This is a genomic window from Buttiauxella sp. BIGb0471, assembly GCF_024807715.1.
GTDB lineage: Bacteria > Pseudomonadota > Gammaproteobacteria > Enterobacterales > Enterobacteriaceae > Buttiauxella > Buttiauxella agrestis.
Window position 1 is genome coordinate 604229 of record NZ_JANUEU010000003.1, and the last position, 25563, is coordinate 629791.

Here is a 25563-nt window from a genome sequence, read left to right on the forward strand (position 1 = left end):
CCTACAGATCTGTACGCTCTGCCGGTACTTTCACAGCACAAGACCGGCGATTATACCTGAATAAAGGATTTTGAATGCTGTTAGCTACAGCTCTGTTAATCATTGGTTTGCTTTTGGTCGTCTATGGCGCCGACCGACTGGTGTTTGCCGCGTCCATTCTTTGCCGCAGTTTTGGGGTTCCACCACTGCTTATCGGTTTAACCGTCGTCAGCATCGGGACTTCGTTGCCTGAACTTCTCGTCGCAAGCTCTGCCGCCCTTCATGGTCAATTGAATCTGGCGGTGGGAACAGCACTGGGTTCGAATATCACCAATATTCTGCTGATTCTCGGCTTAGCTGCGCTTTTACACCCATTTACCGTGAATTCCGATATTCTTCGTCGCGAATTGCCCCTAATGTTAGTCGTGAGTGCAATTATTGGCTGGCTGCTTTTTGATAATCAGTTAAGCCGCGTCGATGGCTTAATTTTGATTGCTGTAGCGATAGCGTATCTGCTGTTTACCATTAAAATAGCACGCCTCGCCGGGCATGAAGGCTCTGACAATTTAACGCGCGAGCAACTGGCAGAACTTCCCAGAGAAGGTAATCGCCCTGTTGCATTTTTATGGCTGGCCGTCGCCCTAATCATTATGCCGATGGCGACACGCATGGTTATCGATAACGCCAGCGTGCTGGCTCATTACTTTGGTGTGAGCGAATTAGTGATTGGCCTGACGATTATTTCGGTAGGCACGAGCCTGCCAGAGTTAGCCACGACGATCGCTGGAGCCCGTAAAGGCGAAGATGATATTGCGATTGGTAATATCATTGGCTCGAATATTTTCAATATTGTTCTGGTGCTGGGCATTCCGGCGTTAATCGCGCCAGGCGAAATAGACCCGCTCGCTTTTGCTCGGGACTATTGGGTCATGTTGATTGTTAGTGCCATTTTCGCCGTACTTTGCTGGCGTAAGCCTCGCTCTATCGGCAAGACCGCAGGTGCTCTGTTAACATGTAGCTTCTTCGTATGGATTGCGGTGCTGTGGTTTCTTGCATCACCGGTCGTTGGGTAAAACGGAACGGAAATTATGTCACAGATTAATTTACAACCGGGTTTTGACTTTCAACAAGCAGGCAGAGATGTCCTGAAGATCGAACGTGAAGGCCTGGATCAGCTCGAGCAATACATCAATTCAGATTTCACGCAAGCCTGTGAAAGAATGTTCTATTGCCAGGGCAAAGTGGTCGTTATGGGCATGGGCAAGTCAGGGCATATCGGTAAAAAGATGGCCGCGACGTTTGCCAGTACCGGCACACCTTCGTTCTTCGTCCATCCTGGTGAAGCCAGTCACGGCGATCTCGGCATGGTGAGCGCGCAAGATATTGTCATCGCTATTTCAAACTCTGGCGAGTCGAACGAAATTCTGGCGCTGATCCCCGTTCTCAAACGCTTGCAGGTGCCACTCATTTGCATCACCAGCCGTCCCGAAAGTTCGATGGGCAAAGCGGCGGATATCCATCTGTGCGTGAAAGTGCCACAAGAAGCCTGCCCGCTGGGCCTGGCTCCGACATCAAGCACCACTGCCACATTGGTCATGGGTGACGCACTTGCTGTTGCGATGCTCAAAGCCCGCGGCTTTACCGCAGAAGATTTTGCACTTTCTCACCCAGGCGGCGCATTGGGTCGTAAACTGTTATTACGTGTCAGCGACATCATGCACAGCGGCGATGAAATACCGCATGTCAGTAAAGATGCTTCATTGCGTGATGCACTACTGGAAATAACGCGTAAAAATATGGGGATGACCGTAATCTGTGATGACCTGATGAAAATCGAAGGGATCTTCACGGATGGTGACTTACGTCGTGTCTTTGATATGGGCGTAGATCTCCACACCCTGAATATCGCAGATGTCATGACCGTCGGCGGAATTCGCGTTCGCCCAACAGTCCTGGCGGTTGATGCATTGAATTTGATGCAGTCTCGCCATATTACCTCGGTATTGGTTGCAGATGGCGACCAACTACTCGGTGTGGTACATATGCATGACATGCTACGCGCAGGCGTGGTTTAACAAAGGATTAGCCTTAATGAGTAACCATGAAGCGTCTCTTGCCACTTGTTATGGGCCGGTAAGTGCGCGCGTTATGGAGCGGGCCGCTAATGTGCGCCTGCTCATTTTAGACGTTGACGGTGTGATGTCTGATGGCCTGATTTATATGGGCAACAGTGGCGAAGAGCTGAAAGCATTCAATGTGCGTGATGGCTATGGTATTCGCTGTGCGCTGACATCAGACATAAACGTCGCGATTATTACCGGTCGTAAAGCAAAATTGCTTGAAGACCGTTGTGAAACGCTGGGTATCAAGCATCTCTATCAAGGTCAGTCCGATAAGCTTGTGGCTTTTCAGGATCTTTTAGATAAGCTCGCAATCCCAGCTGAACACGTGGCTTATGTGGGTGATGATTTAATCGACTGGCCTGTGATGGCAAAAGTCGGTTTGAGCGTTGCGGTATCGGATGCACATCCTTTACTCATTCCTCGTGCCGACTACGTGACGCGTATTGCTGGCGGCCGTGGAGCAGTGCGTGAAGTCTGCGACTTGCTGTTACTGGCACAAGGTAAGCTTGATGAGGCCAAAGGGCTATCTATATGAGTAAGACCAGACGTTGGGTTATCATCCTGCTTTCATTGCTGGTGCTGATTTTGATCGGTGTGAATCTGGTCGACAAAGACGCCGTTGCGCCTCCAACAGTGAACACGAATGAACCAACCTATAAAAGTGAACATTCCACGACTCTCGCCTACAGTCCTGAAGGGGCTTTAAATTACCGACTGGTTGCTGAGCACGTTGAATATTTTTCCGAAACCGCCGTTTCGTGGTTCACCAATCCGGTGATGACGCAATACGACGAAAACAAAGTCGCCACCTGGTCATTACGAGCAGATCGCGCCAAACTTACTAACGATCGGATGCTGTATCTGTATGGGAATGTGGTGCTTACAGCTCTGACGCCAGATTCGCAGCTACGCAAAATTACCACGGATAATGCGCAGGTTAATTTAGTCACTCAGGATGTTGCCTCTGATGACCAGGTAACCTTGTACGGAACCAGCTTTAACTCCACCGGCCTCAAAATGCGTGGTAATTTACGCAGCAAAAATGCCGAGCTGATTGAAAAGGTTAGAACATCCTATGAAATCCAGAATAAACAAACTCAGCCGTAATTTAGTACTGACCAGTACGCTTTTAGCCGCCAGTTTTTCGGCATTTGCGCTGACCGGTGATACCGATCAGCCGATTCACATTGAATCTGACCAACAGTCGCTGGATATGCAAGGCAACGTCGTCACCTTCACCGGCAATGTGGTTGTGACGCAAGGTAGTATCAAGATTAATGCCGATAAAGTCGTTGTCACACGCCCCGGCGGCGAGCAAGGTAAAGAAGTGATTGATGGCTACGGTAATCCAGCCACTTTCTATCAGATGCAAGATAGCGGCAAACCCGTTAGCGGCCACTCATCGACTATGCACTATGAGCTGCAAAACGATTTTGTCGTGCTGACCGGCAATGCCTATCTGGAGCAGGTCGACAGCAATATCAAAGGCGACAAAATTACTTACCTCGTTAAAGAGCAGAAAATGCAGGCCTTTAGCGAAAAAGGGAAACGTGTTACGACCGTTCTGGTTCCTTCTCAGTTGCAGAAAAAAGACGGCAAGGCTCCGGCCCCCGCCCCTGCGCAGAAAAAGAGTAACTAATTCGTTATGGCTACTTTAATTGCAAAAAATCTCGCTAAAGCCTACAAAGGCCGCCGCGTTGTAGAAGACGTTAGTCTGACTGTTAAATCAGGTGAGATTGTCGGTTTGCTCGGCCCTAACGGTGCAGGGAAAACCACCACTTTTTATATGGTGGTCGGTATTGTTCCGCGTGATGCGGGCAACATTATTATTGATGATGAAGACATCAGCCTGCTGCCGCTTCATGCACGTGCACGACGTGGCATTGGGTACTTGCCTCAAGAAGCGTCTATTTTCCGCCGTTTAAGCGTGTTCGATAACTTAATGGCCGTGCTGCAAATCCGTGATGATCTTTCTACCGAGCAGCGTGAAGACCGCGCCAATGAGCTAATGGAAGAGTTCCACATTGAGCATTTGCGTAATAGCCTCGGGCAATCTTTGTCCGGTGGTGAGCGTCGCCGTGTTGAAATTGCTCGCGCATTGGCAGCAAATCCAAAATTTATTCTTTTGGATGAACCTTTTGCAGGTGTTGACCCAATTTCCGTTATCGACATCAAGCGAATCATCGAGCATTTACGCGACAGCGGGCTTGGGGTGCTGATAACTGACCATAACGTACGCGAAACGTTAGCCGTATGTGAACGCGCTTACATCGTAAGCCAGGGCCATTTAATCGCCCACGGCACTCCAGCTGAGATCCTGGAAGACGAGCATGTTAAACGCGTGTATCTGGGCGAAGAGTTCAGACTCTGATAGGGTAGGAATAATTAACGATTACACCTGAGGAAGTTCGCTCTGAATATGAAGCAAGGTTTGCAATTACGGCTCAGCCAACAACTTGCTATGACGCCACAGTTACAGCAGGCAATTCGTCTGTTGCAGCTGTCGACGTTAGAATTACAGCAGGAACTTCAGCAAGCACTGGAAAGTAACCCACTGCTTGAGCAAACCGATCTGCATGAAGAAATTGAAACTCAGGAAGTTCGTGAAAATGAAGCGTTAGATACTCGTGAGGCGCTCGAACAAAAAGAGATGCCCGACGAGTTACCGTTGGATACCAGCTGGGACGAAATTTACACCGCAGGTACACCATCGGGAACCGGAACTGACTATATTGATGACGAGTTACCGGTTTATCAGGGAGAAACTACCCAGTCACTCCAGGATTACCTGATGTGGCAGGTCGATCTCACCCCGTTTTCTGATACCGACACCGCTATTGCAACGTCTATTGTTGATGCCGTTGACGAAATGGGCTATCTGACCGTTTCGCTGGATGAAATTCTCGAAAGCATGGGCGATGAAGAAATCACCCTCGACGAAGTGGAAGCGGTGCTCAAACGCGTGCAACGCTTCGATCCTGTCGGCGTCGCCGCACGCGACCTTCGTGATTGCCTCCTGATACAGCTTTCACAATTCGCGCGGGAAACACCCTGGTTAACCGAAGCTCGCGTGATTGTTAGCGAACATCTCGACTTGCTCGCCAACCATGATTTCCGCAGCCTGATGCGCGTCACGCGCCTGAAAGAAGAAGTACTGAAAGAGGCAATGTGCCTGATTCAGTCGCTTGATCCGCGTCCGGGCCAGTCCATTCAGACCAGCGAACCAGAGTATGTCATCCCTGATGTGTTGGTCAAAAAAACTCAGGGCCGCTGGACGGTAGAACTCAACGCCGACAGCATCCCACGTCTAAAAATAAATCAACAGTACGCTGCTATGGGCACCAATGCCCGCAATGACAGCGACTCACAATTTATTCGCAGTAACCTGCAAGAAGCGAAGTGGCTGATCAAAAGCCTTGAAAGCCGCAATGATACCTTGCTGCGGGTTAGCCGCTGCATCGTTGAACAGCAACAAGGCTTTTTTGAGTTCGGTGCAGAGCATATGAAACCGATGGTTCTTGCTGATATCGCCCAAGTGGTCGAAATGCACGAATCCACCATTTCCCGCGTGACCACGCAAAAGTATTTGCACAGTCCGCGAGGCATTTTTGAATTGAAGTATTTCTTCTCAAGTCATGTCAATACCGAGGGCGGCGGTGAAGCCTCCTCCACGGCTATTCGGGCTTTGGTGAAGAAATTAATTGCTGCGGAAAACCCTGCGAAACCGCTGAGTGATAGCAAGTTAACGACTATGCTATCGGATCAGGGGATCATGGTGGCACGCCGCACTGTTGCGAAGTACCGAGAGTCTTTATCCATACCACCGTCAAACCAGCGTAAACAACTGGTGTGACTTAACCGATAAGGAAGACACTATGCAGCTCAACATTACAGGACAAAACGTCGAAATCACTGACGCACTGCGCGATTTTGTGAGCACGAAGTTTGCCAAACTGGAGCAGTACTTCGATAGGATTAACCAAGTCTATATTGTGTTAAAAGTGGAAAAAGTCACGCATATTGCCGACGCAACACTTCATATCAATGGTGGTGAAATACATGCCAGCGCTGAAGGGCAGGATATGTATGCAGCGATTGACGGTCTGATTGATAAACTGGCGCGCCAGTTAACCAAACATAAAGATAAACTAAAACAACACTGATAATCCAGGCAACGGTTTTGGCATTCACGGCTCGTTACGGAAGTAACGGGCCGTTGCCACAACAGAGTGCTTAGGTGAACTTATGATGAACAACGATTCTGCTCTACAACTTAGTCATGTCCTGAACAAAGAATGTACCCGTAGCAATGTACATTGCCAAAGTAAGAAACGTGCGCTGGAAATTATCAGTGAACTCGCGGCGAAACAGCTCGGTCTGCCACCTCAAGTCGTCTTTGAGGCGGTACTGACGCGTGAGCGCATGGGTAGTACCGGTATCGGCAATGGTATCGCCATTCCTCACGGAAAACTGGAAGAAGATACCACCCGCGCCGTAGGGGTGTTTATTAAACTGGAAACCCCTATCGCGTTTGATGCTATTGATAATCAGCCGGTCGACCTGATGTTTGCGCTACTTGTTCCGGCCGATCAGACAAAAACACATTTGCACACTTTGTCTTTGGTAGCAAAACGTCTGGCGGACAAAACGATTTGCCGACGACTGCGTTCAGCGCAGAGCGATGAAGAGCTTTATCAGATCATTACCGAAACCGAACATGGTAGTGAAAGTGAATAATCTGGCTGCGGTCATGTACGTGCCACAGCAAGAGAAGTTGGGGGAGTGATAAAATGGTGCTGATGATTGTCAGCGGCCGCTCTGGTTCAGGGAAGTCTGTAGCCTTGCGTGCACTAGAAGATATGGGATTCTACTGTGTAGATAACCTGCCAGTGGTGCTGTTGCCTGATCTTGCCAAAACTCTCGCAGAACGACAAATTTCTGCGGCAGTCAGCATCGACGTGCGTAACATGCCGGAAAACCCGGAAATTTTTGAACAGGCGATGACCAATCTACCTGATTCATTTTCTCCGCAATTGCTGTTCCTCGATGCCGATCGCAACACGCTGATTCGTCGTTATAGCGACACACGCCGTTTACACCCGCTTTCCAGTAAAAACTTGTCGCTGGAGAGTGCGATTGATGAAGAAAGCGATCTGCTGGAACCGTTGAAATCCAGAGCCGATTTAATCATCGACACCTCTGAAATGTCGGTGCATGAACTCGCGGAAATGTTACGGACTCGTCTGCTCGGCAAGCGTGAACGTGAATTGACGATGGTCTTCGAATCCTTCGGCTTTAAGCACGGCATTCCGATTGATGCAGATTACGTATTTGACGTGCGCTTCCTGCCAAACCCGCACTGGGATCCAAAACTGCGTCCAATGACGGGTCTCGACAGGCCTGTTGCGGCGTTCCTTGATCGTCATACCGAAGTACACAACTTTATCTACCAGACGCGTAGCTATCTTGAGCTTTGGTTACCGATGCTGGAAACCAACAACCGCAGCTATTTGACTGTAGCGATTGGTTGTACTGGCGGTAAACACCGTTCGGTTTATATTGCAGAGCAGTTGGCAGACTATTTCCGCTCACGCGGGAAAAACGTGCAGTCCCGTCACCGTACGCTGGAAAAACGCAAACCATGACCGTAAAACAAACCGTTGAGATCACCAATAAGCTGGGCATGCATGCGCGCCCGGCTATGAAACTATTCGAACTGGTGCAAAGTTTTGATGCCGAAGTGATATTGCGTAACGAGGCCGGAACCGAAGCCGAAGCTAATAGTGTGATTGCACTACTGATGCTAGATTCAGCCAAAGGTGGCCACATTGAAATTGAAGTCACCGGGCCTGAAGAAGAACAAGCATTGAACGCGGTTATCGCGCTGTTCAATGCCGGTTTTGACGAAGATTAACTCACTTCAACTCATGCTGCGCCATAAACGATTCGCCACCTAGCTGGCGCATCTGGCGCAAAATCCATTGCTGGCGTTGCCGAACATAACCTGAAGGCGCATTCGCTTTAAAGCGGATTGGATTAGGTAATACTGCGGCAAGCAAAGCGGCTTCCGAGGCCGTCAGGCGACTTGCTGGTTTATGGAAGTAACGCTGCGAAGCTTCTTCCACGCCAAAAATCCCCTCTCCAAATTCTGCGATATTCAGATAAACAGTCAGGATCCGGCGTTTCGTCCACACCACTTCCATACCGAGTGTTAAACCCGCTTCCAGGCCTTTGCGAACATAGCTCCGCCCATCCCATAAAAACAAGTTCTTCGCCGTTTGCTGGGAAAGCGTTGACGCACCGCGAACGCGATTTTCATTGCGTTCATTGTGTGCAATGGCTTTTTCAATCGCGGAAACATCAAACCCCCAATGGTCCGGGAATTTCTGATCTTCTGCCGCAATAACTGCAAGCCCCATCCACGGTGAGATTTCGTCCATGCTGACCCAATCGGAATGCGCCACGTAACCAAAATCACCTGAGAACCAGGCGCTGAATTGCCGTTCGACCATAACTGCCGAAAACGGTACCGGCATAAAGCTGAACAGGATTATCCCTGCCAACCAAACTCCCACCAGCGCCAGCGCAAAGCGTAATAGCCAACGCTTGAGGGTGCCTAAGAGCGCAACACGCCCTTTCTTCATGCAGTCATACTCACAACGCGAGCCACCAGTTTTTCTATACCCAATGCCGCTTCATCAATGCGTGTGGCCAGCATATAAGCAGGCGTCGTCACCACTTTGTGTTCTTCATCAACCACGATGTCATCAACCGGGCACGGAACATGTTCAGCCCCCATCTCTTCAACAATTTCTGCCGTATCAATATCAGTGCCGATGGTCAAACGCACCGGAACATCGAGAATTTTTGGCAGCATCACCGGGGCAATACAGATAAAGCCGAGCGGCTTGCCCTGATCGTGGCAATCGCGAGCCAGGCGACGCAAATCAGCATCAACCACGCACTCGCTGCCAAGACTTGCAAAATTGCACAGGTTTTTCGCTGCCCCAAAACCACCGGGAACGATCAGCGCATCCAATTTGCTGGCATCGGCCTGCGCCAATGGCGTCACCAATCCACGGGTGATTCGAGCCGCCTCAACAAGCACATTTCGATGCTCTAAAGACTCATTATTAGCGAGGTGATTAATAACATCTGCTTGAGGTTTGTCGGGTGCAAAGCAAACAGCTTCAGCGCCAGAGCGAGCGATTGCTAACAGGGTAATAACAGCTTCCTGAATTTCGCTTCCGTCGTAGACCCCGCAACCACTGAGCACCACACCAATCTTCTTCATTCAGCTATTCCTTTTCATCACGCGACTTCCATCATTAGTTATGACGATTTGATCGCTATGCTTCACACATTTTACTGTTTCATGTAACAAACTATTTAAGATTTGCTATCTTAATGCCTGAGCAGCACACGAGATTATCGGCTGCGCCATTTGGATAAAGACTTATAACTCAACGGCGCAGCCTACTTTTTCCCTGGTGTTGGCGCAGAATTCGCGCACCCCGGTTTATCCGGGGTCATTTTTTGGGAGCGTTTGCGACCCAAGCCTTCAAAACGTCAACATCGTGCTGCCATTCTTGTTTCAACTCTTCAATCCATTCACCCACGTTTTCCGACCAGGCTGGTAGATCCGGTGACTGAATTTGCTGGGCAACTTGCTGCAAATGGCGCAACCCTACAGAACCCGCAGCGCCTTTAATCTTATGCCCCTCTTCCACAACCCCTTTCTGGTCGCGAGCCGTCATATTGGAGTCCAGCACACTCAGGTAGCCCGGCATCATTTTTTCAAACATCGCCAGCCCATCAGTAATCAGTTTTGGTCCGACAAGCTCCATATACTGCTCAAGCATGGGGATATCGAGCAATGCTTGCTGTTTTTCACTATTAACTTGAGGCACTTGAGACTCCTTCTTAGACTCTGACTGTTGGTTGTCCCAGAATTTTTGGATCATCGCCATTAACGCCGGAACCGAGAGGGGTTTGCTCAGCACGTCGTCCATGCCAGCATCCAGATACTCTTTTTTATCTTTCAATACGTTAGCAGTCAATGCCACCAGCGGTGGTAAATCTTCACGCGCATAACGCGTGGTCAGTTGCCGGGAAATATCCAGCCCAGTCATATCAGGTAACTGAATGTCCAACAGCACCAGGTCATACTCACCTGGGGTGAATTTTTCCAGCGCCTCTTTACCTGTCATCGCAACGTCTACGCTGTTGCCAAGTTTCTCGAGCACCGAACGCGCAACAATCACGTTGAGTTCAATATCTTCCACCAGCAGAACGTGCAATGCAGGCAGAGGCATTTCGTCATCGTCGAGCGTGTCTTCGATTTCATCCGCCACGCGAGGAGCCTGAATGGTCAAGGTAAATAGCGAGCCTTCGCCCGGCTTACTGCTGACGGTAATATCACCGCCCATACTCTTCGCCAGGCGGCGCGACACCGCCAAACCAATCCCGGTACCCGTTGCCGGTTTACCGCCGTGGCTATCTTTCACCTGATAGTACATAGCGAAGATTTTGTCCTGCTCATCCTGCGGGATGCCAATGCCAGAATCCTGGACTTCAAAGCGTAAGGTATTTTCTTCTTCATAACGCACGCGCACCGAAACCAGGCCACCTTTTGGCGTAAATTTCACGGCGTTGCTGATGAGATTCCAGAGGATCTGGCGCAGGCGCGTACCGTCCGTCACCACTTTATGTGGCAGCGGCAATGTCGGGTTCATTTCCAGCTTCAGTCCTTTTTGCTGCGCCTGCAAACCAGAAAGGTTTTCCAGGTCAGCAAGGAAACTGGTGAAATCGATTGGTTGGTTATCAAGCTGAACCTTGCGGCGCTCAAGCTTATCCATATCAATGATATCGTTGAAAATATTACCCAGAGTTATCGCTGAAACATGAATCGTTTTGAGGTAATTGGTTTGTTCCGGGTTAAGCTCGGTATCAAGCAATATGCGGCTTAAGCCGACGATACCGTTTAGCGGCGTACGCAGTTCATGGCTGATCGTCGAAATGAATGTGGTTTTATCACGGCTGGCGCGTTCAAGCGCATCCTGGTAACGCTTACGCTCGGTAATGTCGCGGCCAAAGCCCATTAAACCATGGCGTTTACCCACGCGGTCGTAATAAGGCACTTTACGAATTTCAAAACAGGCTTTGCGCCCATCCGGGTAATCCAGCCATTGTTCGTAAGTTAGCGACACATTATGACGGAACACTTTCTCGTCGGTTTCGATAACCTTCTGCGCCGCTTCTGGCGAATAGACATCTTCCGGTTTCAGGCTTATCAGCTGCTTCTCACTTTTACCGGTCAACAGTTCCATCGCGCGGTTACAGCCTGAGAACTCTTTGTCTTCGTTACGATAGAAAACCAAATCTGGAGAGGCATCGAGGAATGACCGTAAAAAAGAAGATTGTTGCTCAAGCTGGATTTGCGTCTCTTCGCGTTCCTGCATCTCAACTTTGAGCTGCTCAAGCATCGTCTGACGTTCGTCTTCCGCTTTCACACGGTCAGCAATTTCCTGGTTCAATTGCGCGATATTGTCTTTGAGCTGCACATTGAGTTTCAGATCTCGCTCGCGCATCTCTTCGAGTTTTTGCACCAGTTTTGACAGCCGCTGCCTCGATTCTTCGAGTTGTTCAACGACCACAGAAAGGAAATAGACGGCCCATGGCGTAATTAACAGGCCAAAAAAGATGGAGCGCACAACATCAATGCTTTCAACCTGGCCGCGCAACAGCATCGTCACGGCCATTTGCACCACGATAGCCAGCACCACCAGGGCGGAGGCCAGCAACAAAGAGAAGCGCACTAATCCGAGCTTCACCATCAAATCAACGTAATATTGTGCCAGTAACCGGATTTGCTTCATGGAACGTTTCCCTCGCCTTCAATCTGCTAAATATACCGCAAAAAGATCTCACGCTCAGGATTTACAACAGAATTGTCGGGTTCCACGGGGTACCGAGTGCCGAGCCTTGCGTACCGTGCTCATTGAGATAGCTATCAATCGCCCCCATTCCGCTCCAGCGGTTCTCACACCACAGCGGTGCCAGCAACGTGGGTCGGCGGGCATTAGCCGAAATACGATGGAAGACGACATCAAGCGGAGTATGGCGAATCATCTCCCCGGCAGTTGTCGCATACTCTTCTAATTCAATTGCCTGTAAGCGCCCTACCTGCCAGCTTTTAGCCATCGTGCTGCCACTCACTATGTGCAGAGGGTGGAGCTTGATGCCATCAATGCCGGTTTCAACCACTTTATCCAGCGTCTCCATGCAGTGCTCCTGCCCTTCACCCGGCAGGCCGACAATCAGATGGCTACAGACTTTCAGGCCACGTGCGCGAGCGCGGCGAGTGGTTTCCTGATAACAGGCAAAATCATGCCCGCGATTGATACGATGCAGCGTTTTATCATGTGCCGTTTGCAGTCCCAGTTCTAACCAGACCTCATAGCCTTTTTCATGATATTCACTGAGCAAATCCAGCACGCTATCCGGTACGCAATCCGGGCGTGTCCCGACGCATAACCCCACAATGCTCGCCTGGCTGACAGCCTGTTGATACATCGAGCGCAGCACCTGCACTTCGGCCCATGTGCTGGTGTATGCCTGGAAATAGGCAAGGTAGTGTTGAGCGCGATTGACGAGTTGCGACTGGCGCTCGAGTTGGTCGGCGATAGAGTGATTTTGTTGGGCTTCATCCGCAAATGACGCAACATTGCAGAAAGTACAACCGCCACGACCAATTGTGCCATCACGATTTGGGCAGCTAAAACCGCCGTGCAGCGTGAGTTTATGGACTTTATGACCATACCGACGCTGAAGATCGCCACCAAACATATTGACTAATTTTTGTAACTGCATAATCTGATGGGCCGCCCTGTAAAAGGGACGTAGCCTGCCATTATCTGCCCAATTTAGCGATGACCTGGATCAATCGCTCCGGCGCAGCTTTATCTATTGAATATAAATTCACAATTAGTGCAATTTTACGCATCTAAAAGATGATTACTTTTCCTTATGTTGACCCGCTATTTTTAAAGAATATGTCACCTTGTGAAAAACAGTGTCATACAACACGCGAAACCGCGTTGTTAGCATAAGATCCTGCCAATAACATCATTGCCAGCATGGTCTGGAATTTTGCAGCCTCTCATACAGTGAGAGAGATCACATAACCCAAGCGATTCCCCTGCCGTTTAAATACGATAAAAATGATAATAAAATGTTTAATTTCATAATGTTAAATGTCATTTAGCACATATTCGTATAAATAAGAATGCCATTTGACCTGTGTGCGCTTTCCCGATAACTTGGAAATCCGCTGGAAGCTTTCTGGATGGGTTCTGTGCCCATCATATTTATGCAGTAATTAAGATTCCCTCTAAAGCAAGTCCTCAATACTTGTGCAACCGGATGCGTTAGACATAAAGAGGGCGACACGCGAGGTAAGCGTAGATGCGCAAACCCCGTCGCCATGCCCTTGCTGCGTCTGGACGCAATCGGTATCGGGAATCACGTAGAGCCTGGGGAGGTTCACTGATATGTTGTACGATAAATCCCTTGAGAAGGATAACTGTGGTTTCGGCCTGATCGCCCACATAGAAGGCGAACCTAGCCACAAGGTAGTGCGTACTGCTATTCACGCACTGGCCCGAATGCAACACCGTGGAGCAATCCTCGCCGATGGTAAAACCGGTGATGGTTGTGGCCTGCTGTTACAAAAGCCTGACCGTTTCTTCCGAATCGTTGCGGAAGAGCGTGGCTGGCGTGTGGCAAAAAATTATGCCGTCGGCATGATTTTCTTAAATAAAGACGACGCTCTGGCGAGCGCAAGCCGCCGCATCGTTGAAGAAGAGTTGCAAAACGAGACCCTGTCGATTGTTGGCTGGCGCGAAGTGCCAACCAATGAAGACGTACTCGGTGAAATCGCCCTCTCCTCAAAGCCTCGCATCGAACAAATTTTTGTTAATGCCCCGGCTGGCTGGCGTCCACGTGATATGGAACGTCGCCTGTTCATTGCTCGCCGTCGCATTGAGAAACGTATTCAGGACAAAGACTTCTACGTATGTAGTCTTTCAAACCTGGTCAATATCTATAAAGGTCTGTGTATGCCGGCAGATTTGCCGCGCTTTTACCTGGATCTGGCGGACTTACGCCTGGAATCAGCAATTTGCCTGTTCCACCAGCGTTTCTCCACCAACACCGTGCCACGCTGGCCGCTGGCTCAACCGTTCCGCTACCTGGCACACAACGGTGAAATCAACACCATCACCGGTAACCGCCAGTGGGCGCGTGCACGTACCTATAAATTCCAGACTCCACTGATCCCAGACCTGCATGACGCAGCGCCATTCGTTAACGAAACGGGCTCTGACTCAAGCTCCATGGACAACATGCTTGAGCTGCTGCTGGCTGGCGGGATGGATATCGTTCGTGCAATGCGTCTGTTAGTGCCACCAGCCTGGCAGAACAACCCGAACATGGATCCCGAGCTGCGTGCGTTCTTTGACTTTAACTCCATGCACATGGAGCCATGGGATGGTCCGGCCGGTATCGTTATGTCCGATGGGCGCTACGCCGCCTGTAACCTGGACCGTAACGGCCTGCGTCCGGCGCGCTACGTCATCACTAAAGATAAGCTGATTACTTGCGCTTCTGAAGTTGGGATCTGGGATTACCAGCCTGACGAAGTGGTGGAAAAAGGCCGCGTCGGCCCTGGCGAGTTGATGGTTATCGACACGCGTATCGGTCGCATTCTGCATTCCGCTGAAACCGATGCCGATTTAAAAGGCCGCCACCCGTATAAAGAGTGGATGGAGAACAACGTTCGTCGCCTGGTGCCGTTTGAAGATTTGCCAGACGAAGAAGTTGGCTCGCGCGAGATGGATGACGATACGCTCGCAAGCTACCAAAAACAGTTTAACTACAGCAGCGAAGAGCTGGATTCTGTCATTCGCGTGTTGGGTGAAAATGGCCAGGAAGCGGTCGGTTCAATGGGTGACGATACCCCATTTGCCGTGCTCTCCAGCCAGCCACGTATTATTTACGACTACTTCCGCCAGCAGTTTGCGCAGGTGACCAACCCGCCAATCGATCCGCTGCGTGAAGCACACGTAATGTCTCTGGCGACGAGCATTGGCCGTGAAATGAACGTCTTCTGTGAAGCAGAAGGCCAGGCGCACCGCCTGAGCTTCAAATCGCCAATTCTACTGTGGTCTGATTTCCAACAGCTGACCTCGCTTGAAGAACAGCACTATCGCGCAGACACGCTGGACATCACTTACGATGCTTCTGCTCAGTCACTGCACGCAACAGTTTCAGCACTGTGCGATGAAGCTGAGCGCATGGTACGCAACGGTACTGTTCTGTTGGTGCTGTCCGACCGTAACATCGCGAAAGATCGCCTGCCGGTTCCTGCGCCAATGGCTGTGGGTGCGATTCAGACTCGCCTGGTTGAGAAAAACCTGCGTTGCGATGCCAACATCATCGTTGAAACGGCAAGTGCGCGTGACCCGCACCACTTCGCTGTTCTGCTCGGCTTTGGCGCGACGGCAATCTACCCGTACCTCGCCTACGAAACGCTGGCGAAACTGGTTGATAACGGCGCGATTGAAAAATCTTACCGCGCAGTGATGCAGAACTACCGCAACGGCATCAATAAAGGGCTGTACAAGATCATGTCCAAAATGGGCATCTCGACTATCGCCTCTTATCGTTGCTCGAAACTGTTTGAAGCGGTTGGCCTGCATAAAGAAGTTTCTGAGCTGTGCTTCCAGGGCGTTGTTAGCCGTATTGGTGGTGCAGGCTTCAACGACTTCCAACAAGATTTGCTGAACCTGTCTAAACGCGCATGGCTCGCCCGTAAGCCGTTGGATCAGGGTGGTCAGCTGAAATACGTCCACGGTGGCGAATATCACGCTTATAACCCTGACGTGGTTCAGACGCTGCAAAAAGCAGTTAACAGCGGCGAGTACAAAGATTATCAGGAGTACGCGAAGCTGGTGAACGAGCGCCCGGTGGCAACACTGCGCGATATGCTTGCACTCGATCCGCAAGGTGAAACAGTCAGAATCGAAGACGTGGAGCCAGCCACTGAGCTGTACAAGCGCTTTGACACTGCGGCGATGTCTATCGGCGCATTAAGCCCGGAAGCACACGAATCCCTGGCAGAAGCAATGAACAGCATCGGCGGGAATTCTAACTCCGGTGAAGGCGGTGAAGACCCTGCTCGTTACGGCACCAATAAAGTGTCCCGTATCAAACAGGTCGCTTCTGGTCGTTTCGGCGTCACTCCGGCTTACCTGGTGAATGCTGATGTTATCCAGATTAAAGTCGCGCAAGGTGCAAAACCAGGCGAAGGCGGCCAGCTACCGGGTGATAAGGTCACGCCGTATATCGCAAAACTGCGTTATTCCGTGCCTGGCGTTACGCTGATTTCGCCACCGCCGCATCACGATATTTACTCTATCGAGGATTTGGCGCAGCTGATTTTCGACCTTAAACAGGTCAACCCGAAAGCGATGATTTCCGTCAAACTGGTTTCCGAACCAGGCGTTGGCACCATCGCGACCGGTGTGGCTAAAGCTTATGCCGACCTGATTACTATCGCCGGTTACGACGGTGGTACAGGTGCAAGCCCGCTGTCATCCGTGAAATATGCCGGCTGCCCGTGGGAACTGGGCCTGGTGGAAACACAACAGGCACTGGTGGCTAACGGTCTGCGTCATAAGATCCGTCTGCAAGTTGATGGCGGCCTGAAAACCGGCTTAGACATTATCAAAGCGGCGATTCTTGGCGCAGAAAGCTTTGGTTTCGGTACCGGCCCGATGGTGGCGTTAGGTTGTAAATACCTGCGTATTTGCCACCTGAACAACTGCGCAACCGGTGTTGCAACTCAGGACGAAAAACTGCGTAAAAACCACTATCACGGCCTGCCGTTCAAAGTGACTAACTACTTTGAATTCATTGCTCGTGAAACCCGTGAGTTGATGGCGCAGTTAGGCGTGAAGCGTCTGGTCGACCTGATTGGCCGTACCGATCTGCTCAAAGAGCTGGATGGTTTTACTGCTAAACAGCAAAACCTGGATCTGTCTAACCTGCTGAAAACGGCTGAGCCTATGCCGGGCAAAGCGGTGTTCTGCACCGAGAATAACCCGCCATTTGATAAAGGCGACCTGAACGCGCAACTGCTCGCTCAGGCGAAACAGTATGTCGACGACAAGCAGAGCAAAACGTTCTGGTTTGATATCCGCAACACCGACCGTTCAGTGGGTGCCACGCTGTCAGGTTATATCGCGACGCATAATGGCGATCAGGGTCTGGCTGCCGATCCGATTAAAGCGCATTTCAGCGGCACCGCCGGGCAGAGCTTCGGTGTGTGGAACGCGGGTGGTGTTGAATTGCATCTGACTGGCGATGCTAACGACTATGTTGGCAAAGGTATGGCAGGCGGTCTGATTTCCTTGCGTCCTCCGGTTGGCTCGGCCTTCCGCAGCCATGAAGCGACTATCATCGGTAACACCTGTTTGTACGGTGCAACCGGTGGCAAACTTTATGCTGCTGGCCGCGCAGGTGAGCGTTTCGCCGTGCGTAACTCCGGTGCTATTACTGTGGTTGAAGGCATTGGCGATAACGGTTGTGAATACATGACTGGCGGTATTGTCTGCATCATCGGCAAAACAGGCGTGAACTTCGGTGCAGGTATGACCGGTGGTTTCGCTTATGTGCTCGATGAAGACGGCGATTTCCGTAAACGCGTTAACCCTGAGCTGGTTGAGCTTATCAATGTTGAAGAACTGGCCATCCACGAAGAACACCTGCGCGGTATGATTACCGAGCATGTGCAGCTGACGGGTTCCCAGCGCGGCGAAGAAATTCTGGCTAACTGGCCGGCATTTGCCTCGAAATTCACGTTGGTTAAACCGAAGTCCAGTGATGTCAAAGCATTGTTGGGTCACCGTAGTCGAAGCGCCGCCGAGTTGCGGGTGCAGGCGCAGTAAGAGGTCACGATGAGTCAAAACGTTTATCAATTTATCGACTTACAGCGCGTTGATCCGCCAAAGAAACCGCTCAAGATCCGTAAAATTGAATTTGTGGAAATTTACGAGCCGTTCTCAGAAGGCCAGGCTAAAGCGCAGGCAGATCGCTGCCTGTCGTGCGGCAACCCGTACTGTGAATGGAAATGCCCAGTACATAACTACATTCCCAACTGGCTGAAACTGGCCAATGAAGGGCGCATTATCGAAGCGGCTGAACTGTCTCACCAGACAAACAGCCTGCCGGAAGTATGTGGTCGCGTTTGCCCGCAAGACCGTCTGTGCGAAGGTTCTTGTACGCTCAATGATGAGTTTGGAGCCGTGACCATCGGTAACATCGAGCGCTATATCAACGATAAAGCGATTGAGATGGGCTGGAAACCAGACCTGACTGGCGTGAAACAAACCGGTAAACGCGTCGCTATCATCGGTGCTGGTCCTGCTGGCCTGGCATGTGCCGACGTGTTAGCGCGTAACGGTGTGAAAGCGGTAGTTTATGACCGCCATCCAGAAATTGGTGGCCTGCTGACCTTCGGTATTCCAGCGTTCAAACTGGAAAAAGAAGTGATGACTAAACGCCGTGAGATCTTTAGCGGCATGGGTATCGAATTCAAACTGAATACTGAAGTTGGCCGCGATGTTCACATTGACGACCTGCTGAAAGAGTTTGATTCGGTATTCCTGGGCGTGGGGACTTACCAGTCCATGCGTGGTGGTTTAGAAAATGAAGATGCGACAGGCGTATTTGATGCTCTGCCGTTCCTCATCGCTAACACCAAGAAAATTATGGGCTTCGGTGATTCACCAGAAGAGCCATATGTGGATATGTCAGGCAAACGTGTTGTGGTACTTGGCGGTGGTGATACCGCGATGGACTGCGTGCGTAGTTCGGTTCGCCAGGGCGCAACGCACGTTATCTGTGCTTATCGTCGTGATGAAGAGAACATGCCAGGTTCTAAACGCGAAGTGAAAAATGCGCGTGAAGAGGGTGTTGAGTTCCAGTTCAACGTGCAGCCACTTGGTGTGGAAGTGAATGCCAATGGTCGCGTATCAGGCGTGAAAGTTGCGCGTACCGAGCTGGGTGCGCCGGATGCCAATGGCCGCCGCCGTCCAGAGATCGTTGCCGGTTCTGAGCATGTTGTCCCTGCCGATGCCGTCATTATGGCGTTTGGTTTCCGTCCTCACGCCATGCAGTGGTTAGAAAAACACAGCGTTGAGTTGGATAGCCAGGGACGTATTCTGGCACCGGAAGGCAGCGATAACCCATTCCAGACCAGCAACCCGAAAATCTTTGCCGGTGGTGACGCCGTTCGTGGTTCTGACCTGGTGGTTACAGCTATCGCCGAAGGCCGTAAAGCCGCTGACGGGATCCTGAACTTCCTCGAAGTCTAACAAACTAAAATGCAAAAAAGCCCGGTGATACTAAAGTCACCGGGCTTTTTTATGCTTTGTTATTTCACCGCTTTTTGCATGACCCGACTCTTAGCCGTGCCCATCTTAATTGCTCCACTAAATGGTTTACCATCAATGGCATCGTGCGTTCGCACCGCCTGCGGATGGATCCAGCGCTGAACACGCGATGGCATATCCAGGCCAATCAACAAAATAACCACGAATGTCAGGCTAAACGAAAGCGATGCCAGTGCAGTCCCTAAATCAAGACGTTGCGCAATAGTGGCGCCAATAATCGGAGCGAGTGCCCCGCCTAATGCACCAACGTTATAGGTAAAACCAAGTCCCGCAGCACGCTGTTCAGTATCAAAGTAACCGCCAATCAACTTAGGCAAAATCCCTGAAATTCCCTGGCCTAACATCTGTTGGAAGAACAGCAGTAAACCCAGGACCCAGATATTTCCGCCGCCGATGGCGAAAACAGGAATGATCAGTAGTTGAGACACCAGCAGGCTACAGACATAGGCTTTACGTGTACCTAACCAATCCCCCAGGAATCCTCCCACGCAACAGCCGACAGCGGCACCAAATCCGCTAAAGAACAGAACATGCGCCACGGTTGTTGGGTTGTAGGCCAGTTCCGTTTTCAGATAGGTTGGCAGCAACGCCTGAATCGGCCAGGAGTAGAGGAAGGCAAAGAATACGACGACCATTAAGGTCACACCGGTCGGCCAGCGCTTGCCGCTGCTTTGCACCATGAAGCTAATGAATATGGCGGCGCAGATTAAACCCAATACTGCGACAAGTACCGCATTGCCAAGATTACCGGCGAAGCAGAAATAAAGCGCTGTTGCGACGACAATGGTCAGGCCGATATTTATAAACCGATGCTCGCCACGGTACAAAATGTCCACCATGGTTTTGGTCGGTTTTGTATCAGCAAACTTCTCTTTCCAGTCTTCAGCCTCAGGGATGTTTTTACGCAGCCACAGCGCGAAAATAATAGGCAAAATACCGATGAAAAATAGCGCGCGCCAACCCCATGCTGGAACCACAACGCTATATACCTGAGCGGCAATCACTGCGCCGACAGAAAAGCCAGATATCAAAAAGCCACTCGCTTTATTACGCAGGTGTTTCGGCCAGCTTTCAATCACATAGGTCGCACTGGAGCCGTATTCCCCCGCCATCCCCATGCCAATCAGTAGCCGGGCCAGGAACATAGTGGTAAAACCAGGAGCGAAACCACACGCCAACGTCCCGAAAGAAAACAACACGATACTGGTTATCATGGCGAGTTTGCGGCCATAGCGATCGCCCATCGCGCCTAATACCAGCCCACCAAACCAGCGTGAAATAAACGCCGCTGAGATAAGACTCGCCGCCTGAACAGTTGTCAGGCCAAATTCACTTTGAATTTCAGTCAGTACTAACGCTATCAAGACAAAATCAAAACCATCCAATAAGTAGCCAATCCATGCTGCTGAAAATGCTTTCCATTGCGGCTTAGTTAAATGGCGGTACCACGGGATCTGTTGGGCAGTGTTATTCATAAAGCACTCCCGGTGCGAGTTCGCAAAAACCCGCCCTCTGGTTAGGTCTGATTAGGTATGGTTTACGGCACCACGGTTTGCATATGCCATTCAGAGCGCGGCGCGTTCTTTCTGAAGCTGCGTCGCGAGTGCTTTAAGCTCAGGCAGATATTGCTCCTCAACCGGTGCAAAAGGTTTGCGACAAAGCGGCACTGCCAGCACATCCATATAATGCAGAATTGTTTTCAGCCCGCGGAAAACACCGACTTTAATCAGCAAATCAATGACCTTGTTGCACTCACTTTGAAGCTGTCTGGCTCGTTGAACATCGCCTTCCTGTAAGGCATTTTTAATGGCCATATATCGCCAGCCCATTACGTTGTAAGTGCTGCCAATACCGCCGTCAGCCCCTGCCAACAGGCCAGAGGCGAAGATCTCGTCATAACCGTTGTAGAGCACCAGATCCGGATGAGCACGACGGATCTGCTCCATCTGGTAGAGATCACCTGAGGTTTGCTTTAACGCCCCAACGCCCGGCAAGCTGATTAAAGTATCAATCTGTTCAAGCGAGAGCTTCACACCGCTCAGAGCCGGAATGTTGTAAACCACCATCGGCAGCCCACCCGACGAATCGATGACTGCGCGGTAGTGGTCGCAGTGTTCATTGAAGCTGAACGGATAATAAAATGGTGTGACCGCTGAGACGGCGTCGAATCCATAACGATGTGCGGCACTCGCCAGCGTCTGACTCTCATGAGTGCTGATACCCCCCACATGTGCAATTAACGTCACCTTGCCTTTCGCTTCTTCGGCGACAATTTCCAGCACTTGCTCACGTTCTTGTGTGGTCTGCAAAAATGCTTCGCCAGTGGAACCACCGACATAAAGGCCATCGATACCCTGCTCGATATTGAAACGAACCAGACGGCGCAAACTGTCGGTGTCGATCTGTTGTTGCGGGTTAAACGGAGTAAGCAATGCGGGCATCACACCGCGAAGATTCTGTGCCATAAACGCCTCTTTGTTGTCTGATATTTAAATGATACGGGATACCTTTATACCTGTTATACCAGATCAAAAAGTAAACACCACATATCGAAGAGGTCAGGATGAGATCTGGCTCATATGAAATAATGATGGGTGATCAGAAATTACTTACTTAGACGTGGGGAGGATCTCAAATTAGCACTGCTATTTTTTTGCGGTGCGTTTACGGGGCGTGGGGTAATAGGAGGCGAAAACGCTTTTTAAATGGGCTTTTAATGCACTGTCAGCAGCATCAGGATCGCGTGCCAGAATTGCATTATAAATTTCAATATGCTGCTGATAGCTCACATTATTATGGGCATGCAAAATATCCTGAGCAACCGTTGGCCGCGCGGCGATCAACCAGTCGAGCAAGGCAACATGCACGGCCATGAAGATCGGATTATCAGGGATCTCTGCCAGTTCACGGTGGAATTCGATGTCGGATCGAATAAAGAGTTCGTTATCATCCAGAGCCTGATTATTCAGCTCAAGCGCTTTTGCAAGGCGGGCTATTTGTTCATCTGTCGCGAATTCAGCGGCATAGCGGACCAGGCTGGATTCAAAGAACATACGTAGCTGTTCGAAATGGGCAATGCCACCTGGCCGCGAAAGGAAATCTTTTGCCACGCCAGATAACTCACCAATAATGGTATCTGCTGAAGGGCGAGATACGCGAGCGCGCTCGCCATTACTGATTTGCACCAAACCTTTTCGTTTTAGTGCTGCCAGGGCTTCACGCACTGAAGGGCGTCCAACATTAAAAAATGCCATCAGCTCACGTTCAGACGGTAATTGCTCACCCTCTGCAAACTCACGTCTGCGAATCATCTGCTCAAGTTCTTCTTCCACCATTTCCGAGAGTTTTTTACGCGCAAGAGGACGACGGCGCATCGTATGCCCGATGGTTTCTGTCATCTCAGATGGTTGCTCGTCAAATGTGCTCATAGCGTCGGGAATTGGCCGTTTTAGGGAAGAAGCATGACAAATAGTATTGTCGAATCATAACACAGCAAATCTTGGCTTACGTAAAGATGCAGTTGCCAGGTTTATTTAAGGCAATAAAAAGCCAGTCCTGAGACTGGCTTCGATTTGCATTTTTACTGGCAAGCTACGCGGATAATATCGTTGAATTACTTCACTACGCGCAGCGCCGGACGACCACCACGTGGAGGTGGCTCGTTATCCGGGTCGTTGTCATCTTCATCGTGATCGGGGCGTGAGCCATCAATCACTTGCATGACCATTTCTGAATCAGACGACAACTGCTCGTTATCATTATGACTTTCAACATCTTCGTCATAACTGGCTTCTGGTTCGAACATTGTGCCAGCGCCGTTTTCACGAGCATAAATAGCCAGAACCGCGGCCATAGGAACAAATACCTGGCGTGGCACACCACCGAAGCGCGCGTTAAAACGCACATCACCGTTGGCCAATTCCAGGTTTCCTACTGCACGTGGTGCAATATTCAGGACAATTTGCCCGTCGCGAGCATATTCCATAGGAACATGTACGCCAGGCAATGTCACATCCACCACCAGATGCGGTGTGAGCTGGTTATCCAGCAGCCACTCGTAAAAAGCACGAAGTAGATACGGACGACGTGGTGACAATTGTGACATATCCATCAATTAGCCCCGGGTTTGCAGACGCATTTCGCGCTCAGGCTCGGTCAGAGAAGCGAGGAATGAATCACGCTCAAATACGCGAGTCATATAACCTTTCATCTCTTTAGAACCTGCGCCTGTCAGCTCAATACCCATCTGCGGCAAACGCCACAGCAGTGGTGCCAGGTAGCAATCTACCAGACTGAACTCATCACTCAGGAAGAAAGGTTTCTGAGTAAATACAGGTGCGATTGCCAGCAATTCTTCACGTAATTGCTTGCGTGCAGCATCAGCTTCTTGAGCAGAACCGTTCATCACGATGTGCATCAGGGAATACCAGTCTTTCTGGATACGATGCATGTACAGGCGACTTTCACCACGTGCAACCGGGTAAACCGGCATTAATGGTGGGTGCGGGAAACGCTCATCAAGATATTCCATGATGATGCGGGATTCCCACAGAGTAAGTTCGCGGTCAACCAGGGTCGGTACGCTGTGATTTGGGTTGAGGTCAATCAGATCCTGAGGCAGGTTATCCGTTTCCACATGCTCAATTTCAACGCTAACACCTTTTTCAGCCAGGACGATACGTACCTGGTGGCTATAGATGTCAGTAGGACCGGAAAACAGCGTCATCACCGAACGTTTGTTGGCAGCGACAGCCATGAAAACCTCCAAGTTTATTCAGAAAATTACTGCTAATGGCCGCAGAAAGCGGCAACTAACCTGACCGTTTGATACCCAGATACGCCGGAAAACCACCAGTCGCCAGAAAACAAGGCGAAAACAACCGGATGCCGACCTTTGGGCAGAAAATTGGTTGATAGTTTACCAGATTTTACGGGTTTTGTGGGGAATGGATCTGGAATTCGTCTGAAATACATTCAACATCAAATAGTTAGCAACGCTAAATATAATTTTCAGGCATAAAAAAACCCGGTACAAGACCGGGCTTTTCGCGAATTGTATTCTGCAAGAGCAGAGGACAATTAACGTTTGGAGAACTGAGGACGACGACGTGCTTTACGCAGACCGACTTTCTTACGTTCAACTTCACGAGCATCACGAGTAACGAAACCAGCTTTACGCAGTTCGCCACGCAGGGACTCGTCGTACTCCATCAGAGCGCGGGTGATACCGTGACGGATCGCACCAGCCTGACCAGAAGTACCACCACCTTTAACAGTGATGTACAGATCGAATTTCTCAACCATATCAACCAATTCCAGCGGCTGACGAACTACCATGCGGGCAGTTTCACGACCGAAGTACTGTTCCAGAGAACGTTGGTTGATGATGATTTTGCCGCTGCCCGGTTTGATAAACACGCGAGCTGCGGAACTTTTGCGGCGACCAGTGCCGTAGTATTGATTTTCAGCCATTGCCATAATCCCGATTAAATGTCCAGAACTTGCGGTTGCTGTGCCGCGTGGTTGTGCTCGGTGCCCGCGTAAACTTTCAGTTTACGGAACATAGCACGGCCCAGCGGGCCCTTTGGCAGCATGCCTTTAACCGCGATTTCAATCACACGCTCAGGACGGCGGGCAATCATCTCTTCAAAGGTCGCTTGTTTGATACCACCGATGTGGCCGGTGTGATGGTAATACACTTTGTCAGTACGCTTGTTGCCGGTTACAGCAACTTTTTCTGCGTTCAGAACGATGATGTAATCACCAGTATCAACGTGCGGAGTGTATTCCGCTTTGTGCTTACCGCGCAGACGGCGAGCCAATTCAGTAGCCAGGCGACCTAAGGTCTTACCGTCAGCGTCAACAACGAACCAGTCGCGCTGTACGGTTTCTGGTTTAGCTGTAAAAGTTTTCATTAAAAGCTTACCCAATATATAGTTACACGT

Annotated in this window: 24 protein-coding genes; 13 read left to right on the forward strand and 11 right to left on the reverse strand. The window is 50.4% G+C overall.

Annotated features, from left to right (window positions below; all coding sequences use genetic code 11):
• Positions 1-74: 74 nt before the first annotated feature.
• The 11 genes from M2371_RS13545 (at position 75) to npr (ending at position 8016) form a co-directional block, all read left to right on the forward strand.
• Entirely contained in the window at positions 75-1052 is a 978-nt protein-coding gene (locus M2371_RS13545) for a calcium/sodium antiporter (protein ID WP_115627152.1), read from the forward strand.
• Between the two features lie 15 nt (positions 1053-1067).
• The gene (gene kdsD, locus M2371_RS13550; protein WP_259267941.1) at positions 1068-2054 is read left to right on the forward strand and encodes an arabinose-5-phosphate isomerase KdsD; all 987 of its coding nucleotides are present in this window, start codon (positions 1068-1070) and stop codon (positions 2052-2054) included.
• A gap of 16 nt (positions 2055-2070) precedes the next feature.
• Positions 2071-2637, forward strand: coding sequence for a 3-deoxy-manno-octulosonate-8-phosphatase KdsC (gene kdsC / locus M2371_RS13555; RefSeq protein WP_115627150.1), 567 nt, complete (start codon positions 2071-2073; stop codon positions 2635-2637).
• Complete coding sequence (gene lptC, locus M2371_RS13560) at positions 2634-3209, forward strand: LPS export ABC transporter periplasmic protein LptC (protein ID WP_034498856.1); 576 nt, start codon at positions 2634-2636, stop codon at positions 3207-3209. Before kdsC ends, lptC begins: the two co-directional genes overlap by 4 nt.
• Entirely contained in the window at positions 3178-3741 is a 564-nt protein-coding gene (gene lptA, locus M2371_RS13565; protein WP_034498858.1) for a lipopolysaccharide ABC transporter substrate-binding protein LptA, read from the forward strand. Before lptC ends, lptA begins: the two co-directional genes overlap by 32 nt.
• 6 nt (positions 3742-3747) lie before the next feature.
• Positions 3748-4473, forward strand: a complete 726-nt coding sequence (gene lptB / locus M2371_RS13570; RefSeq protein ID WP_034498860.1) for an LPS export ABC transporter ATP-binding protein — start codon at positions 3748-3750, stop codon at positions 4471-4473.
• Between the two features lie 48 nt (positions 4474-4521).
• Positions 4522-5955: an RNA polymerase factor sigma-54 gene (gene rpoN, locus M2371_RS13575; RefSeq protein WP_172893112.1), complete on the forward strand. Its 1434-nt coding sequence runs from the start codon at positions 4522-4524 to the stop codon at positions 5953-5955.
• 22 nt (positions 5956-5977) lie between these two features.
• The gene (gene hpf / locus M2371_RS13580) at positions 5978-6265 is read left to right on the forward strand and encodes a ribosome hibernation promoting factor (protein WP_034498864.1); all 288 of its coding nucleotides are present in this window, start codon (positions 5978-5980) and stop codon (positions 6263-6265) included.
• Positions 6266-6347: 82 nt separating this feature from the next.
• Positions 6348-6839 (forward strand): PTS IIA-like nitrogen regulatory protein PtsN, encoded by a 492-nt coding sequence (ptsN, locus tag M2371_RS13585; protein ID WP_172893111.1) that lies wholly within the window; start codon positions 6348-6350, stop codon positions 6837-6839.
• Positions 6840-6892: 53 nt separating this feature from the next.
• A complete protein-coding gene (rapZ, locus tag M2371_RS13590; protein ID WP_034498867.1) occupies positions 6893-7747 on the forward strand; it encodes an RNase adapter RapZ in 855 nt (284 codons plus the stop codon).
• Complete coding sequence (gene npr, locus M2371_RS13595) at positions 7744-8016, forward strand: PTS phosphocarrier protein NPr (protein WP_034498868.1); 273 nt, start codon at positions 7744-7746, stop codon at positions 8014-8016. Before rapZ ends, npr begins: the two co-directional genes overlap by 4 nt.
• Position 8017: 1 nt before the next feature.
• Here npr and mtgA read toward each other — a convergent pair whose 3' ends face one another.
• The 4 genes from mtgA to M2371_RS13615 form a co-directional block, all read right to left on the reverse strand.
• The gene (gene mtgA / locus M2371_RS13600) at positions 8018-8746 is read right to left on the reverse strand and encodes a monofunctional biosynthetic peptidoglycan transglycosylase (protein WP_259267942.1); all 729 of its coding nucleotides are present in this window, start codon (positions 8744-8746) and stop codon (positions 8018-8020) included.
• On the reverse strand, positions 8743-9396 hold the full coding sequence (gene elbB / locus M2371_RS13605; protein WP_259267943.1) for an isoprenoid biosynthesis glyoxalase ElbB: 654 nt from the start codon (positions 9394-9396) through the stop codon (positions 8743-8745). The genes mtgA and elbB overlap by 4 nt, the downstream gene beginning before the upstream one ends.
• A 235-nt stretch (positions 9397-9631) precedes the next feature.
• The gene (arcB, locus tag M2371_RS13610) at positions 9632-11980 is read right to left on the reverse strand and encodes an aerobic respiration two-component sensor histidine kinase ArcB (protein WP_259267944.1); all 2349 of its coding nucleotides are present in this window, start codon (positions 11978-11980) and stop codon (positions 9632-9634) included.
• Positions 11981-12041: 61 nt separating this feature from the next.
• A complete protein-coding gene (locus tag M2371_RS13615; protein ID WP_259267945.1) occupies positions 12042-12974 on the reverse strand; it encodes a TIGR01212 family radical SAM protein in 933 nt (310 codons plus the stop codon).
• 680 nt (positions 12975-13654) lie between these two features.
• Here M2371_RS13615 and gltB point away from each other — a divergent pair.
• Together gltB and M2371_RS13625 are read left to right on the forward strand one after the other, a co-directional pair.
• Entirely contained in the window at positions 13655-18112 is a 4458-nt protein-coding gene (gltB, locus tag M2371_RS13620; protein WP_259267946.1) for a glutamate synthase large subunit, read from the forward strand.
• 9 nt (positions 18113-18121) lie between these two features.
• Positions 18122-19540: a glutamate synthase small subunit gene (locus M2371_RS13625; RefSeq protein ID WP_034498877.1), complete on the forward strand. Its 1419-nt coding sequence runs from the start codon at positions 18122-18124 to the stop codon at positions 19538-19540.
• Positions 19541-19599: 59 nt separating this feature from the next.
• On the opposite strand, the gene M2371_RS13630 is transcribed toward M2371_RS13625, so the two are convergent.
• From M2371_RS13630 to rplM, 7 genes are all read right to left on the reverse strand, one after another.
• Entirely contained in the window at positions 19600-21093 is a 1494-nt protein-coding gene (locus M2371_RS13630) for an MFS transporter (protein ID WP_259267947.1), read from the reverse strand.
• A gap of 90 nt (positions 21094-21183) precedes the next feature.
• Complete coding sequence (gene nanA, locus M2371_RS13635; protein WP_259267948.1) at positions 21184-22083, reverse strand: N-acetylneuraminate lyase; 900 nt, start codon at positions 22081-22083, stop codon at positions 21184-21186.
• A 180-nt stretch (positions 22084-22263) separates the two neighbouring features.
• On the reverse strand, positions 22264-23046 hold the full coding sequence (locus tag M2371_RS13640) for a transcriptional regulator NanR (protein WP_034498880.1): 783 nt from the start codon (positions 23044-23046) through the stop codon (positions 22264-22266).
• Between the two features lie 185 nt (positions 23047-23231).
• A complete protein-coding gene (gene sspB / locus M2371_RS13645) occupies positions 23232-23729 on the reverse strand; it encodes a ClpXP protease specificity-enhancing factor (RefSeq protein WP_034498881.1) in 498 nt (165 codons plus the stop codon).
• Positions 23730-23732: 3 nt separating this feature from the next.
• Positions 23733-24374 carry a stringent starvation protein SspA gene (gene sspA, locus M2371_RS13650; RefSeq protein WP_034498882.1) on the reverse strand — a complete coding sequence of 214 codons (642 nt, stop codon included), beginning with the start codon at positions 24372-24374 and terminating at the stop codon, positions 23733-23735.
• Between the two features lie 323 nt (positions 24375-24697).
• Positions 24698-25090: a 30S ribosomal protein S9 gene (gene rpsI / locus M2371_RS13655; RefSeq protein ID WP_034459799.1), complete on the reverse strand. Its 393-nt coding sequence runs from the start codon at positions 25088-25090 to the stop codon at positions 24698-24700.
• 14 nt (positions 25091-25104) lie between these two features.
• Positions 25105-25533, reverse strand: coding sequence for a 50S ribosomal protein L13 (gene rplM / locus M2371_RS13660; RefSeq protein ID WP_034459800.1), 429 nt, complete (start codon positions 25531-25533; stop codon positions 25105-25107).
• Positions 25534-25563 lie beyond the last annotated feature (30 nt).

What these genes read in the sequence shown, in the direction of transcription:
- M2371_RS13545 (WP_115627152.1), top strand. Translation starts at nt 75, where the DNA reads ATGCTGTTAGCTACAGCTCTGTTAATCATTGGTTTGCTTTTGGTCGTC.
- kdsD (WP_259267941.1), top strand. Translation starts at nt 1,068, where the DNA reads ATGTCACAGATTAATTTACAACCGGGTTTTGACTTTCAACAAGCAGGC.
- kdsC (WP_115627150.1), top strand. Translation starts at nt 2,071, where the DNA reads ATGAGTAACCATGAAGCGTCTCTTGCCACTTGTTATGGGCCGGTAAGT.
- lptC (WP_034498856.1), top strand. Translation starts at nt 2,634, where the DNA reads ATGAGTAAGACCAGACGTTGGGTTATCATCCTGCTTTCATTGCTGGTG.
- lptA (WP_034498858.1), top strand. Translation starts at nt 3,178, where the DNA reads ATGAAATCCAGAATAAACAAACTCAGCCGTAATTTAGTACTGACCAGT.
- lptB (WP_034498860.1), top strand. Translation starts at nt 3,748, where the DNA reads ATGGCTACTTTAATTGCAAAAAATCTCGCTAAAGCCTACAAAGGCCGC.
- rpoN (WP_172893112.1), top strand. Translation starts at nt 4,522, where the DNA reads ATGAAGCAAGGTTTGCAATTACGGCTCAGCCAACAACTTGCTATGACG.
- hpf (WP_034498864.1), top strand. Translation starts at nt 5,978, where the DNA reads ATGCAGCTCAACATTACAGGACAAAACGTCGAAATCACTGACGCACTG.
- ptsN (WP_172893111.1), top strand. Translation starts at nt 6,348, where the DNA reads ATGATGAACAACGATTCTGCTCTACAACTTAGTCATGTCCTGAACAAA.
- rapZ (WP_034498867.1), top strand. Translation starts at nt 6,893, where the DNA reads ATGGTGCTGATGATTGTCAGCGGCCGCTCTGGTTCAGGGAAGTCTGTA.
- npr (WP_034498868.1), top strand. Translation starts at nt 7,744, where the DNA reads ATGACCGTAAAACAAACCGTTGAGATCACCAATAAGCTGGGCATGCAT.
- mtgA (WP_259267942.1), bottom strand. Translation starts at nt 8,746, where the DNA reads ATGAAGAAAGGGCGTGTTGCGCTCTTAGGCACCCTCAAGCGTTGGCTA.
- elbB (WP_259267943.1), bottom strand. Translation starts at nt 9,396, where the DNA reads ATGAAGAAGATTGGTGTGGTGCTCAGTGGTTGCGGGGTCTACGACGGA.
- arcB (WP_259267944.1), bottom strand. Translation starts at nt 11,980, where the DNA reads ATGAAGCAAATCCGGTTACTGGCACAATATTACGTTGATTTGATGGTG.
- M2371_RS13615 (WP_259267945.1), bottom strand. Translation starts at nt 12,974, where the DNA reads ATGCAGTTACAAAAATTAGTCAATATGTTTGGTGGCGATCTTCAGCGT.
- gltB (WP_259267946.1), top strand. Translation starts at nt 13,655, where the DNA reads ATGTTGTACGATAAATCCCTTGAGAAGGATAACTGTGGTTTCGGCCTG.
- M2371_RS13625 (WP_034498877.1), top strand. Translation starts at nt 18,122, where the DNA reads ATGAGTCAAAACGTTTATCAATTTATCGACTTACAGCGCGTTGATCCG.
- M2371_RS13630 (WP_259267947.1), bottom strand. Translation starts at nt 21,093, where the DNA reads ATGAATAACACTGCCCAACAGATCCCGTGGTACCGCCATTTAACTAAG.
- nanA (WP_259267948.1), bottom strand. Translation starts at nt 22,083, where the DNA reads ATGGCACAGAATCTTCGCGGTGTGATGCCCGCATTGCTTACTCCGTTT.
- M2371_RS13640 (WP_034498880.1), bottom strand. Translation starts at nt 23,046, where the DNA reads ATGAGCACATTTGACGAGCAACCATCTGAGATGACAGAAACCATCGGG.
- sspB (WP_034498881.1), bottom strand. Translation starts at nt 23,729, where the DNA reads ATGGATATGTCACAATTGTCACCACGTCGTCCGTATCTACTTCGTGCT.
- sspA (WP_034498882.1), bottom strand. Translation starts at nt 24,374, where the DNA reads ATGGCTGTCGCTGCCAACAAACGTTCGGTGATGACGCTGTTTTCCGGT.
- rpsI (WP_034459799.1), bottom strand. Translation starts at nt 25,090, where the DNA reads ATGGCTGAAAATCAATACTACGGCACTGGTCGCCGCAAAAGTTCCGCA.
- rplM (WP_034459800.1), bottom strand. Translation starts at nt 25,533, where the DNA reads ATGAAAACTTTTACAGCTAAACCAGAAACCGTACAGCGCGACTGGTTC.